Genomic DNA, 13,225 nt, shown 5'->3' on the forward strand with positions numbered 1-13,225 from the left:
CGCCCGGGAGGCCCGTCCTCCGTCGGTCCTCCGGCTCGCGATGCCCCGTGGTCGCGGATGGGCGAAGGCGGTCGCCGCCGGCGTGCTCAGCGCGTTGTGCGCCGTCGCGCTCCTCGCCGCGAGCGGGTACCTCATCACCCGGGCCGCCGAGCACCCGCCGATCCTGTACCTCACCCTCGTCATGGTCGGCGTCCGCGCCTTCGCGCTCGGCCGCGCCGCCCTCCGGTACGTCGACCGCCTGTCCGGTCACGACGCATCGTTCCGGCAACTCGCCGTCGTGCGCACCGAGATGTACCGCAGACTCGCCTCCGTCGCGCCGGCCGGACTCGGGTCGTCCGGTCGCGGCGACCTCCTGACACGGCTGGTCACCGACACCGACCGCCTGCAGGACCTGCCCATCCGGGTGGTCGGCCCGCTCGTCTCGGCCGGGGTCACGGCTCTGCTCTCCGTGGTCGCGGTCGCGTTCGTGTCCCCGCCGGCCGCCCTCGTGCTCCTGCTGGCGCTCGGCGTCGCCGCGCTCGTCGGCACGGTCGTCACGAGCGTCGTCGCGACCCGGTCGGACCGGGAGACCGCTGCGGACCGCGGGCACGTCGCCGACCTCGTGCTCGACACCGTGCGGACGCTCGACGTCTTCACCGCGTACGGCACCCTCGAGGAACGGCTCGCGCACATCGCGCGGCTGGACGACCGCGTCACGCGTGCCGTCCGTCGCCGCGGGGCGGTGGAGTCCCTCGTCGGCGCGCTCGTCGGGCTCGTCTGCGGTGCCGCCGTCCTCGGTGTCCTCGCCGTCGGTGCGCCCGCGGTGGTGTCGGGTGCCCTCGACGGTCCGCTCTGGGCGCTGGCGGTGTTCGTCCCGCTCGCCCTGTCCGAGGTCGTCGGCGTCGTGCCGCTGGCGGTCCTGACCCTGCGCCGTGTGCGCGCGGCCGCGGAGCGTGTCGAGCAGGTCGTGCCCGCCGAGCTACCCACCGGCCTGGTGCCGGAGCCGGACGCCGCGGCCTCCGCCGAGGAACTCGCCGCGCCCGCGACCGTGGCCGTCCGCGTGCGGGACCTCTCCGTCCGGTGGCCCGGTGCCGCGGCACCAGCGGTGGACGAGGTGTCGTTCGACCTCGAGCCCGGTGAGGTCGTCGTGCTGCGCGGGCCGAGCGGGTCGGGCAAGTCGTCCCTCGTCGACGCACTCGTCCGGTTCGTCGAGCACACGGGCAGCTACACGCTGGACGGCGTGGAGGCGCGGACGCTGCACCCCGACGCCGTCCGCGCCCGGGTGGGGTTCATCGAGCAGGACCCGTTCGTGTTCGACCAGTCGGTCCGCCAGAACCTGCTGTTCGCCAGGGACAGTGCGACGGACGAGGACCTGCTCGCGGTGCTCGACCGCGTCGGTCTCGGCGAGTGGGTGGCCCGTCGCGGTGGACTCGACGCGGGCGTGGGGGGAGCGCGGGGCGCTCGTGTCCGGCGGGCAGGCCCACCGACTGGCGCTCGCGCGGGCGCTCCTGCACGCGTTCCCGGTCCTCGTGCTCGACGAACCGACCGCCGACATCGACCCCGACCTCGGCGACGCCGTCCTGCGCGACCTGGTGTCGACGGCCCGCGCAGCGGGGCGCACGCTCCTCGTCGTCTCCCACGTGCCGGTGCCGGCCGACCTCGTCGACCGGACCCTCCGGATGGCGGACGGACGCCTGCTCGCGGCGTGAGCCGACCGGAGGACGCAGGAGGAGCCTCCCGGCTTGTATCGTTGTGGACCGTGACCATCGAGCAGCACGTCGAGGACCCGCACACCTACGACTTCCGGCGCATCCAGGAGAAGTGGCAGGCACGGTGGGAAGAGCTCGGCCTCTTCACCGCCGACCCCGACGACAAGCGCCCGCGCAAGTACATCCTCGAGATGTTCCCGTACCCGTCCGGTGACCTGCACATGGGGCACGCCGAGAACTGGGCGCTCGGCGACTTCGTGGCGCGGTACTGGCGGCAGCAGGGCTTCAACGTGCTCCACCCCATCGGCTGGGACTCGTTCGGGCTGCCCGCCGAGAACGCGGCGATCAAGCGGGGCGTCGACCCGAAGGACTGGACCTACGCGAACATCGCGCAGCAGAAGGCCTCCTTCAAACGCTACGCGCCGTCGTTCGACTGGTCGACCGAGATCCACACCTCGGACCCCGAGTACTACAAGTGGAACCAGTGGCTGTTCCTCAAGATGTACGAGAAGGGCCTGGCGTACCGGAAGGACAGCTGGGTCAACTGGGACCCGGTGGACCAGACCGTCCTGGCCAACGAGCAGGTCCTGCCCGACGGCACCTCGGACCGTTCCGGCGCCGTCGTCGTCAAGAAGAAGCTGACGCAGTGGTACTTCAAGATCACGGACTACGCGGACCGGCTGCTCGACGACCTCAACCAGCTCGAGGGACGGTGGCCGTCGAAGGTCATCGCGATGCAGCGCAACTGGATCGGCCGCTCGGTCGGCGCCGACGTCGACTTCGTCATCGAGGGTCGGGACGAGCCCGTCACGGTCTTCACCACGCGTCCGGACACCATCCACGGTGTGACCTTCCTGGTCGTGGCGCCCGACTCGGACCTGGCCGCGGAACTCGTCGCCGACCCGTCCGTCGACGACGCCACCCGCGCCGCCTTCCAGGAGTACCTGGTCGCCACGCAGAAGGCGTCGGACATCGACCGGCAGAACGCCGACCGCCCGAAGACGGGTGTGCCGCTCGGCCGCTCGGCGATCCACCCGCTCACCGGGGAGCGCCTGCCGCTCTGGGCTGCCGACTACGTCCTCGCCGACTACGGGCACGGAGCCGTCATGGCCGTCCCCGCCCACGACCAGCGCGACCTCGACTTCGCCCGCGCCTTCGACCTGCCCGTCAAGGTGGTCGTCGACACGAACCAGGCCGTCACCGGCGCGATCCCGGTCATCTCCGAGGGTGCGACGCTCGAGGACCTGCCGGCGCTCGACCCGGTCTCCACGGGGGGAGGCACTCACCGGGCAGGGCCGGATGATCAACTCCGGACCGCTCGACGGCATGAGCAAGCAGCACGCCATCACCGCGGCGATCGGCCTGCTCGAGGAGCGCGGCACCGGACGCGCCGCCAAGACGTACCGCCTGCGTGACTGGCTCATCTCCCGCCAGCGCTTCTGGGGCACCCCGATCCCGATCATCCACGGCGAGGACGGCACCCAGTACCCGGTGCCCGAGGACCAGCTGCCCGTGGTCCTGCCCGACACCGAGGGCCTCGACCTCAAGCCGAAGGGCACGTCGCCCCTCGGTGGCGCGACCGAGTGGGTCAACGTGCCGAACCCGGTGGACGGCAGTCCCGCCCGCCGCGACCCGGACACGATGGACACCTTCGTCGACTCGTCGTGGTACTTCCTGCGCTTCCTGTCCCCGCAGGACGCGACGCAGGCGTTCGACCCGGCGCTCGTCAACAAGTGGGCCCCGGTCGACCAGTACATCGGCGGCGTCGAGCACGCGATCCTGCACCTGCTCTACGCACGCTTCGTCACGAAGGTGCTCTTCGACCTCGGCTACCTCGACTTCACCGAGCCCTTCTCGGCGCTGCTCAACCAGGGCATGGTGCTCTCCGGTGGCTCGAAGATGTCGAAGTCGAAGGGCGGCGTCTCGCTCGGCGACGAGCTCGACACACACGGCGTCGACGCGATCCGTCTCGTGATGGGCTTCGCGGGACCGCCCGAGGACGACATCAACTGGGAGGACGTCTCGCCGGCGGCCTCCGCACGCTTCCTGGCCCGCGCGTACCGCATCGCCGTCGACGTCACCTCGACGCCCGACGCGGTGTGGTCCACCGGGGACCGTGGTGTCCGCCAGGCCACCCACCGTTTCCTGTCCGACGCCCCGGGCCTGATGGAGTCGTTCAAGTTCAACGTCGTGATCGCGCGGCTCATGGACCTGGTCAACGTCACCCGCAAGGCGATCGACAGCGGCCCCGGCGCCGCCGACCCCGCCGTGCGCGAGGCCGCGGAGACGATCGCCCTGGGCCTGAGCGTCTTCGCGCCGTACACCGGCGAGGAGATGTGGCAGACGCTCGGCTACGACTCGCCGGTCGCGACGTTCGGGTGGCGGAAGGCCGACCCGACGTTGCTCGTGCAGGAGACCCTGACCGCGGTCGTGCAGGTCAACGGCAAGGTGCGCGACTCGTTCGAGGTGTCGAAGTCGATCGAGGCGGACGAGCTCGAGCAGCTCGCCCGGGACTCGGCGGCTGTGCAGCGGTACATCGGGGACCGGGAGATCGTGAAGGTCATCGTGCGGGCGCCGAAGCTCGTGAACATCGCGATCAAGGGGTAGCAGCCGGGGCATGCCGTACGCCAGGCGTGCGCCCACCGCCTCCGGCGTCGTCGCCGTGTCCCGGCCGAGACCGAAGTCACGGCCAGGACCGACCAGCGCAGCGACCGGTACGGTACCGATGTGAAGCCACAGCGACCGTGGCCGCGGTGGTTCGCCCTGACCACGATGGTCTCGTCGAGCCTGCTGCTGCTCGTGGGCATCGTGAACGCGGTCCTCAACACGGCGAACATCGGCTCGTGGCTGTTGTTGGTCGTCGTGATGCCCATCACCCTGCGGCGAGCCGTGTGGAGCCTGCGGAACCAGGACGAGCGTTGAGACCGCAGGTCCGTCCCAGCGTGCCAGGCGTCGAGCAGAGGGCGTCCCTCCACATCTGACCGGGGAGCGGCGGTCGTCCACAGGCGCACCGTTCGGGCCGGATCCGGGAACCGGGCTCCGTAGCGTTCCGGCATGTCCCGCTTCGCGCTCTCGCCCCGTGCCGCCCTGGTGCTCGTCGGCGTCGTGGTGCTGGTCGCGGTCGGCGTGGTCTGGCTGGGCGGGGGCGCCGACGGCGACGGCAGCGTCGGCACGGGCGTGACGGTGGTGTCGGGCGCGCCGACGGTGGCCGCGTCCGACGACGGCGGAGCTGCCGCTGCGGGGGGCGACCGGGACACCGGTCGAGCCGAGCGTGCAGGCCTCGAGCGGTGCCGCGGGTGCGGGAGCGTCCGCGCCGGACACCGTCGCCGTCGTGTACGTGGTCGGGGCGGTGGCGCATCCCGGTGTGGTGCGGGTGGCCGCGAGTGACCGGGTCGCCGATGCACTCGACGCGGCCGGGGGGAGCCGCGGCGGACGCCGACCTCACCCGACTGAACCTGGCGCGGCCCGTCGTCGACGGTGAGCGGCTGTACGTCCCCCCGCGTCGGGGAGACCGAGGTGCCCGCCGAACTCCCGGCGGGCGGTGGCGGCGGAGGTGCGACCGGAACCGGAGCCGGGGTGGACGGGGGACCATCGGCGGACGCGGTCGTGGACCTCAACACCGCCGATGCCACGACGCTCGAGACGCTCCCCCGGGATCGGTCCGGCCATGGCCCAGCGCATCCTGACCTGGCGGGAGGAGCACGGCGGCTTCCAGGCCGTCGAGGACCTGCTCGAGGTCAGCGGCATCGGCGACGCGCGCTTCGCTGAGCTCCGGGACCGGGTGCGCGTGTGAACACGAGGACGACGGGTGCGAGCACGGGGTCGACGGGTGCGAGCACGGGGTCGACGGGGGTGCAGACGCCTCGGACGGCGCCGCACGAACCGCGCGCACGCGACCTCGACGTCCACGGTGCCGTCCCGGTCGCGGCTGGCCGGGGGCAGCGCGCCTCCGTGGCCGATCTCCGGCTCGCCGGGCCGGCCGCAGGCACGTGGGTCGTCGTCGCGCTCGTGGTCGGCGCTCCCCATGCAGCTGCTTGGATCGGTGCGGGGGGCGGCCGCTGTGGCAGTGGTGGCGCTCGTGACGGTCGTGCTCCGACGCCGGGAGGGACCGGCGCGGTCGGGCAGCCTCGCCGTCGACCGACGACCCTCCGGACCGGGTGTGACCGCCTCGGTGCGGGCAGTGGCGGCCCTGGTGCTCACGGCCGCGCTCCTCGTCGCTCTGGTGTCCGTGGCGGTCGCGGTGGGCCAGGGACGACGAGAGCCAGCGGCGGTCCGCGCCGTGTCCGGCCGGACCGTCCACGCGCAGGTGCGTCTCGACCGTGACCTCCCGCCCGCGGACCGGTCCGTGGTCGGGACGCTCCTGGCGGTCGGAGCGCGCACCCCGCGGCACGACGGCCTGCGCGTCCCGGTCCGGATCGTGCCCGCGCTCGACGAACCGCGTCGGGAGGCGCTCGCGGCCGGGTCGGTCGTCCAGGTGCGCGGTCAGCTCGAGGCCGACGAGCCCGGAGCGCCGACGGCGTTCGTCCTCTTCGTCCGTGGTGACCTCGGTCCGGCCGCACCGCCGCACGGCCTGCTCGGCGGCACCGCAGCCGCCCGGTCCGCCTTCGTCGCCGTCACCGCCGACCTGCCGGAACCCGGTGCCGCACTGCTCCGCGGGTTGGCCATCGGCGACCGGTCCGGACTCGACGCGGACACCGAGCGCGCCATGGAAGCCGCTGCCCTGACCCACCTCACTGCCGTCTCCGGGTCGAACTGCGCCGTCATCGTCGCGTTGGTGGTGCTGCTCGGACGGGCGGTCGGTGCTCCTCGTGCGGCGCGTGCCGGCGCTGCCGTCGTGGTGTTGCTCGGGTTCGTGGTGCTCGTGCGGCCGGACCCGTCCATCACCCGGGCATCAGTGATGGCCATCGTGGCGCTCGTCGTGCACGTGACCGGGCGGCCGGTACGCGGTGTGCCGCTCGTCGCGCTCGCGGCCATCGGGATGCTCGTCGCCGACCCGTGGGTGGCGCGGTCACCGGCGTTCATGCTCTCGGTCCTGGCGACCTCCGGGATCGTGGTCCTCGGCCCACCGCTGACGGAGCTGCTCACGCGGCGGTTCTGGCCCCCGGTGGCCGCCGCGGTCGCCGTGCCCGTCGCCGCACAGATCGCGTGCTGGCCCGTCACGGTCGCGCTGTCTCCCACGCTACCGACCTACGCCGTGCCGGCCAACCTGCTCGCCGAGGTGCTCGCACCGGTCGCGACCGTCGTGGGGCTCGTGGCGTGCCTCCTCGCCCCGCTGTGGCCGTCCGGAGCGCAGCTCCTCGCGACGGTCGGGTGGGTCCCCGCCGCCGGCATCGGGGAGATCGCGGACCGCGCCGCGGCACTGCCGGCGGCCTCGGCCCCGTGGCCGGCTGCCCCGGTCGGGGTCCTCCTCGCGACCGTGGTCTGCGCCGCGCTGGTGGTCGCGGTGCTCCGTCCAGGGCGGGTCCGACGGCTGGCCTGTGTCGGAGCGGCGGTGACGGTCGTCCTCGGTGTCGGTGCGGTCACCGTGCCCGACGTGCTCGTCCGCAGTACGGTGCCGACGGGCTGGACCACCGCGATGTGCGACGTCGGCCAGGGCGACGCGACCCTGCTCAGGAGCGACGGGCAGACGGCACTGGTCGACACCGGCGACGACCCTGAGCGACTCCGGGCGTGCCTCACCCTGCTCGGCGTCGAGCACATCGACCTGCTCGTCCTGACGCACTTCGACCGTGACCACGTCGGTGCGGTCGACGAGGTCGCGGGTGAGGTGGACATCGCCCTCGTCGGACCGGTCGGCCGGCCCGCGGACGTGCGCGTGGTGTCCGAGCTCCGCACGGCCGGTGTCGACGTCCGCCGCGCCGCCGACGGGACCGGGGGCGTGCTCGGCGACCTGCGGTGGCGGGTGACCTGGCCACCAGCGGGCGACGACCGTTCGGGCAACGCGGCGAGCATCGTCCTACGGATCGACCCGGCACCGGGCCGGCGCTGCCCGGGGTGCACGACGGCGCTGTTGCTCGGGGACCTGGGGGGAGGACGCGCAACGGCGGCTCCTGCGGACGGCGCCACCGGAGACCCTGTCCCCGGTGGACGTCGTGAAGGTCGCGCACCACGGATCCGCCGACCAGGATCCGGACCTCTACCGCGTGCTCGCCGCCCGTGTCGGATTGATCGGCGTCGGGGCGGACAACGACTACGGGCACCCGACGGAGCGGGCGCTGGAGATGCTCGTCGCTGCCGGCACCACCCCGTACCGGACGGACCGGTCGGGCACGATCGTCATCCGGGGCGGAGAGCCGACGGACGGGGGGCGACGGTGCCGATGACGGTGCTCCCGGCGGAAGCGCCGGTCCGGCCGGTCCTCGCCCGCTCGAGGTGTGGACCGAGCGCCACGATGACGACGACGGTCCGGACGAGGGCATCCGCCGCACCGGCAGCAGGCCCGCAGCCCCGGTCTCCGTCGTCGGCCCGGGCCGTCGGCTGACGCCCGTAGGATCGAGGCGACCCCGACCGCTGCCGACCGTGCAGCGGGAGGGCCGGCGTCGCCGCCCAGCACCACCGGAAGGACCCGCATGCCCGCCAAGAAGCCCGCGCGCGCCGCAGCGAAGATCGACCAGGTCCCGTGGTCGGCGATCCGTCCCGCCCCGGTCGTCCTGGTCACCGGTGCCGAGACCTTCCTGGCCGAGCGCTCGATCGGCATGCTGCGCGACCTGCTCGTCGGTGAGGACCCGGCACTCGAGGTCCACGACCTCGAGGCCGACCAGTACGCCCCGGGCCTGCTGGCGACCCTGGCGAGCCCGTCCCTGTTCGGCGAACCCCGTCTCGTGCGCGTCACGAACGTCGAGAAGTGCACGGACGCCTTCATCACCGAGAGCATCTCGTACCTCCAGGGTCCCGCCGACGACGTCACCCTGGTGCTCCGACACGGTGGGGGGAGTGCGGGGCAAGAAGCTCCTCGACACCATCCGCAGCGGGGTCGGTGGCGGCATCGAGGTCCAGTGCGACGAGATCAAGCGCGACACCGACCGGATCGACTTCGTCAACGCGGAGTTCCGCGCCGCCCGTCGGAAGATCGCGCCGTCGGCGGTGCGGACACTCGTCGCCGCGTTCGCCGACGACCTCGCCGAACTCGCCGCCGCGTGCCGGCAGCTCCTCGCCGACGAAGCCGACGAGATCACCGACCGCACGGTCGACAAGTACTACGGCGGCCGGGTCGAGACGAACGCGTTCAAGGTGGCGGACATCGCCCTCGCCGGTCGGTCCGCCCCGGCGATCGTCGAACTGCGGCACGCCCTCGCGACCGGTGAGGCACCGGTCCCGATCGTCGCCGCCTTCGCGAGCAAGATCCGCACGATGGCGAAGGTGAGTTCCTTCCGCGGCTCGAGCGGGCAGGCCGCTTCCGCGCTCGGCCTGGCGCCGTGGCAGGTGCAGCGCGCTCAACGGGACGTCGCCGGGTGGAGCGAAGCCGGCCTCGCGAACGCGATCACGAGCATCGCCGAGGCGGACGCCGCCGTGAAGGGCGGCTCCCGTGACGCGCACTTCGCCCTCGAGCTCATGGTCCGCACCATCGCCCGGCGCGGCGAGGCCCGCTGACGCTTCCGGGCCTCCCGGCCGAGCGTCGGCGCCGCCGCGTCTGCGCGCCGACCGCCGATGCCGCCGCGTCTGCGCGCCGACCCCGATGCCGCCGCATCTGCACGCCGACCGTCGATGCCGCGGCGCCTGCGCGCCGACCGACGGCGCCCCACGCGCCGACCTCGACCAGCCGCGGTTCCGTCCGGCTGCGCACAACGACTTCCCGTTCGAACCGCTGATCCCCGTGGTGTGGACCGGATCCGGCGGGCGGAAACCAGTTGACGCCGCGCGGCCGCACCGCACCGCACCGCACCGCACCGCACCGCACCGCACCGCACCGCACCGCACCGCGGCCGCGCCGCAGCACCCGGGAACGACGAAGGCCCCGCACCACCGGTGCAGGGCCTTCGGTCGTCAGCGACTCAGATCAGAGCGTGGAGACCTTCTTCGCGATGGCCGACTTGCGGTTCGCGGCCTGGTTCTTGTGGATGACACCCTTGCTCACGGCCTTGTCGAGCTTCTTCGCGGCGAGCGACAGGGCGGCGACGGCCTTGTCCTTGTCGCCCGAGGCGATGGCCTCGTTGGTGTGACGGATGTACGTCTTCAGCTCCGACTTGTACGCCTTGTTGCGGTCGGTGGCCTTCTGGTTGGTCTTGATGCGCTTGAGCTGCGACTTGATGTTCGCCATGCGTGTTGCTCCTGGTTTCGTCTCGGACGGGTGGTTGCGATCCCGGGTAGAGGGGCCCTTCGTCGCATCGCGTTCCACCCGTGGGCGACGGAACGCGTAAGCCAGCCAGCAACGTTACCAGGCCGACCCCGCGTCACCAAAGCGCAACACGTCGGACACGCGGCGGGATCGTGACGGGTTACGGTGACGGGATGCCGTCCCTCGCGCCCCGCATCGACACCGTCCCGCCCTCGGGCATCCGCCGGGTCTTCGAGCAGGCGTCACTCCTCGACGACGTGACGATGCTCGTGATCGGCGAGCCGGACGTCCCGGTCGCGAAGCACATCGGTGACGCCGCCCGCCGCGCATGGGCCGAGGACCGCACCGACTACGGCCCGAACGGCGGCATCCCGCAGCTGCGCCAGGCGATCCAGGAGAAGCTCCGGCGCGAGAACCGGGTGGACGTCGACCTCGAGCAGGTGTGGGTGACGGTCGGGGCGACGCAGGCGCTGTTCACCGCGATGACGCTCGTGCTCTCGCCCGGGGACGAGGTCCTCGTGCCGGATCCCGGGTACACGACCTTCACGATGAACGCGCACATCATCGGTGCCGACCCGGTGCCGTACCAGTTGTCGCCGGCGCACGGTTTCGAGCCCGACCTGGCCGCCCTGGAGGCGCGGATCACCGACCACACGCGCGCCATCGTCGTCAACTCGCCCTCCAACCCCCCTCGGCTCCGTCTTCGGCGAGCAGACGCTGCGGGACCTGCTGGCCCTCGCGAAGCGCCACGACCTGTGGGTGATCAGCGACGAGGTGTACGAGTACTTCACCTACGGCACCCGGCACGTCAGCCTGGCGTCGCTCGACGAGGACGACCGGGTGTTCTCAGCCTTCTCGCTGAGCAAGACGTACGCGATGACCGGCGTCCGGGTCGGGTACCTCGTGACCCCGAAGGGCCTCGGTCCGACGATGCGGACCGTGCAGGAGTCGATCATCAGCTGCGTGGCCGAACCCGACCAGTGGGCCGCCCTCGCGGCGATCGTCGGCGACCACTCGCCCGTGCAGGACGCCCGCGAGCACTACCGCCGGAACCTGGAGGTCGCGACCGGCGTGCTCGACGCCGCCGGCATCCGCTACAACGACCCGAAGGGCGCGTTCTACCTCTGGATCGACGTGTCGCACGCGACGGACGGGGACGTCGCCGAATGGGCGCTCGCGTTCCTGCAGCGTGAGCGGGTCGCCGTCGCACCGGGCAGCGCGTTCGGTCGGACCGGCGAGGGCTGGATCCGCGTCTGTCTCGCGGCGACGCCGGAGGACCTCCGTCGCGGTCTCGGGGCCCTGCCGACGCCCTGACCGTCCACGGACACCCGCACACTGCGCGCCGCCGAGGCGCGAGCATGGGACAATCGTCGGACCGTCCGACCCACCCCGAGGAACCGTGAGCCCACAAGCATCTGCGCCGCTCGAGCCCGCCTCGACGCCGGCCGCCGCGATCCGCAACTTCTGCATCATCGCGCACATCGACCACGGCAAGTCCACGCTGGCCGACCGCATGCTGTCGATCACCGGCATCGTCGAGGACCGGGCGATGCGTGCGCAGTACCTCGACCGGATGGACATCGAGCGCGAGCGCGGCATCACGATCAAGTCCCAGGCCGTCCGCATGCCGTGGGAGCTCGACGGCGAGACCTTCGCGCTGAACATGATCGACACGCCGGGCCACGTCGACTTCTCGTACGAGGTGTCCCGCTCCCTGGCCGCGTGCGAGGGCGCGATCCTGCTCGTCGACGCCGCACAGGGCATCGAGGCCCAGACGCTCGCGAACCTGTACCTGGCGCTCGAGAACGACCTCGAGATCATCCCGGTCCTCAACAAGATCGACCTGCCGGCCGCCGAGCCGGAGAAGTACGCCGCCGAGCTCGCGCAGCTCATCGGCGGGGAGCCGGAGGACGTGCTGCGGGTCTCCGGCAAGACCGGACAGGGCGTCGCGGAGCTGCTCGACCGCGTGGTGCGGACCGTCCCGGCGCCCGTCGGCACGGTCGACGCCGCACCCCGCGCGATGATCTTCGACTCCGTGTACGACAGCTACCGCGGTGTCGTGACGTACGTGCGCATGATCGACGGTTCGATCAAGCCGCGCGAGAAGGTCCAGATGATGTCGACCAAGTCGACGCACGAGATCCTCGAGATCGGGGTGTCGAACCCGGAGCCGACGCCCACCAAGGGGCTCTCCGTCGGCGAGGTCGGGTACCTCATCACCGGCGTGAAGGACGTCCGCCAGTCCAAGGTCGGTGACACGGTCACGAGCGCGCAGCGTCCGGCGACCGAGGCACTGTCCGGGTACACGGACCCGAAGCCGATGGTGTTCTCGGGCCTCTACCCGATCGACGGCAGCGACTACCCGGTGCTCCGTGAGGCGCTCGACAAGCTGAAGCTGTCCGACGCGGCGCTGGTCTACGAGCCGGAGACGTCGGTGGCCCTCGGCTTCGGCTTCCGCTGCGGCTTCCTCGGCCTGCTGCACCTCGAGATCATCACCGAGCGGCTGCGGCGCGAGTTCGACCTCGACCTCATCACGACCGCGCCGAGCGTGGTCTACGAGGTCACGACCGAGGACAACACCGTCACCGAGGTCACGAACCCGTCGGAGTTCCCGACCGGCCGCATCGTCGAGGTCCGCGAACCGATGGTCCGCGCGGCCATCCTCGCCCCGAAGGACTACGTCGGCGCGATCATGGACCTCTGCCAGCAGCGGCGCGGGTCGCTGCTCGGCATGGAGTACCTCGGCGAGGACCGGGTCGAGATCCGCTACGAGATCCCGCTCGGCGAGATCGTGTTCGACTTCTTCGACCAGCTGAAGAGCAAGACGCAGGGCTACGCCAGCCTCGACTACGAGCCCACCGGCGACCAGGCGGCCGACCTCGTGAAGGTCGACATTCTGCTGCAGGGCGACCAGGTCGACGCCTTCAGCGCGATCGTGCACCGTGAGAAGGCCTACGCGTACGGCACGCTGATGACCGAGCGCCTGCGGAAGCTCATCCCGCGCCAGCAGTTCGAGGTCCCGATCCAGGCCGCGATCGGCGCCCGCATCATCGCCCGCGAGAGCATCCGCGCGATGCGCAAGGACGTCCTGGCGAAGTGCTACGGCGGTGACATCACCCGGAAGCGCAAGCTCCTCGAGAAGCAGAAGGAGGGCAAGAAGCGCATGAAGACCATCGGTCGGGTCGAGGTGCCGCAGGAGGCCTTCATCGCGGCGCTCTCCGGCGACGTGGAAGAGAAGAAGAAGTGAGCCGCGGGCAGCACC

Annotated in this window: 9 protein-coding genes and 4 pseudogenes; 12 read left to right on the forward strand and 1 reads right to left on the reverse strand. The window is 72.0% G+C overall.

Annotated features, from left to right (window positions below; genetic code table 11):
* Window positions 1-40: 40 nt before the first annotated feature.
* From cydC to holA, 9 genes and pseudogenes are all read left to right on the forward strand, one after another.
* A pseudogene (cydC, locus tag DEJ15_RS09135) lies at window positions 41-1,369 on the forward strand (thiol reductant ABC exporter subunit CydC); the annotation flags it as partial.
* Window positions 1,370-1,442: 73 nt separating this feature from the next.
* Window positions 1,443-1,688 (forward strand): ATP-binding cassette domain-containing protein, encoded by a 246-nt coding sequence (locus DEJ15_RS18300; protein ID WP_349814876.1) that lies wholly within the window; start codon window positions 1,443-1,445, stop codon window positions 1,686-1,688.
* A 50-nt stretch (window positions 1,689-1,738) separates the two neighbouring features.
* Window positions 1,739-4,295 (forward strand): annotated as a pseudogene (gene leuS, locus DEJ15_RS09140) (leucine--tRNA ligase).
* Window positions 4,296-4,415: 120 nt separating this feature from the next.
* Window positions 4,416-4,610, forward strand: coding sequence for a hypothetical protein (locus DEJ15_RS09145; RefSeq protein ID WP_110825303.1), 195 nt, complete (start codon window positions 4,416-4,418; stop codon window positions 4,608-4,610).
* 132 nt (window positions 4,611-4,742) lie between these two features.
* The gene (locus DEJ15_RS09150; RefSeq protein WP_284174846.1) at window positions 4,743-5,075 is read left to right on the forward strand and encodes a hypothetical protein; all 333 of its coding nucleotides are present in this window, start codon (window positions 4,743-4,745) and stop codon (window positions 5,073-5,075) included.
* Entirely contained in the window at window positions 5,056-5,169 is a 114-nt protein-coding gene (locus tag DEJ15_RS09155; protein ID WP_284176189.1) for a hypothetical protein, read from the forward strand. Before DEJ15_RS09150 ends, DEJ15_RS09155 begins: the two co-directional genes overlap by 20 nt.
* Window positions 5,170-5,313: 144 nt before the next feature.
* On the forward strand, window positions 5,314-5,481 hold the full coding sequence (locus tag DEJ15_RS09160; RefSeq protein ID WP_284174847.1) for a ComEA family DNA-binding protein: 168 nt from the start codon (window positions 5,314-5,316) through the stop codon (window positions 5,479-5,481).
* 231 nt (window positions 5,482-5,712) lie between these two features.
* Entirely contained in the window at window positions 5,713-8,169 is a 2,457-nt protein-coding gene (locus DEJ15_RS09165; RefSeq protein WP_284174848.1) for a ComEC/Rec2 family competence protein, read from the forward strand.
* 88 nt (window positions 8,170-8,257) lie between these two features.
* A pseudogene (gene holA, locus DEJ15_RS09170) lies at window positions 8,258-9,278 on the forward strand (DNA polymerase III subunit delta).
* A gap of 406 nt (window positions 9,279-9,684) precedes the next feature.
* On the opposite strand, the gene rpsT reads toward holA, so the two are convergent.
* The gene (rpsT, locus tag DEJ15_RS09175; RefSeq protein WP_110825305.1) at window positions 9,685-9,945 is read right to left on the reverse strand and encodes a 30S ribosomal protein S20; all 261 of its coding nucleotides are present in this window, start codon (window positions 9,943-9,945) and stop codon (window positions 9,685-9,687) included.
* 281 nt (window positions 9,946-10,226) lie between these two features.
* Here rpsT and DEJ15_RS18305 point away from each other — a divergent pair.
* The 3 genes and pseudogenes from DEJ15_RS18305 to lepA all read left to right on the forward strand — a co-directional run.
* Window positions 10,227-10,586 (forward strand): annotated as a pseudogene (locus tag DEJ15_RS18305) (aminotransferase class I/II-fold pyridoxal phosphate-dependent enzyme); the annotation flags it as partial.
* Window positions 10,531-11,277 carry a pyridoxal phosphate-dependent aminotransferase gene (locus DEJ15_RS09180; protein WP_349814683.1) on the forward strand — a complete coding sequence of 249 codons (747 nt, stop codon included), beginning with the start codon at window positions 10,531-10,533 and terminating at the stop codon, window positions 11,275-11,277. The pseudogene DEJ15_RS18305 and the gene DEJ15_RS09180, both read left to right, overlap by 56 nt.
* Before the next feature lie 85 nt (window positions 11,278-11,362).
* On the forward strand, window positions 11,363-13,210 hold the full coding sequence (lepA, locus tag DEJ15_RS09185) for a translation elongation factor 4 (protein WP_110825307.1): 1,848 nt from the start codon (window positions 11,363-11,365) through the stop codon (window positions 13,208-13,210).
* Window positions 13,211-13,225 lie beyond the last annotated feature (15 nt).

The sequence above is a fragment of the Curtobacterium sp. MCJR17_043 genome, assembly GCF_003224315.2.
GTDB lineage: Bacteria > Actinomycetota > Actinomycetes > Actinomycetales > Microbacteriaceae > Curtobacterium.

Excerpts from the sequence above, each read along its gene's own strand:
- rpsT (WP_110825305.1), bottom strand. The coding sequence starts at position 9,945 with ATGGCGAACATCAAGTCGCAGCTCAAGCGCATCAAGACCAACCAGAAG.
- DEJ15_RS09160 (WP_284174847.1), top strand. The coding sequence starts at position 5,314 with ATGCCACGACGCTCGAGACGCTCCCCCGGGATCGGTCCGGCCATGGCC.
- DEJ15_RS09165 (WP_284174848.1), top strand. The coding sequence starts at position 5,713 with ATGCAGCTGCTTGGATCGGTGCGGGGGGCGGCCGCTGTGGCAGTGGTG.
- DEJ15_RS09150 (WP_284174846.1), top strand. The coding sequence starts at position 4,743 with ATGTCCCGCTTCGCGCTCTCGCCCCGTGCCGCCCTGGTGCTCGTCGGC.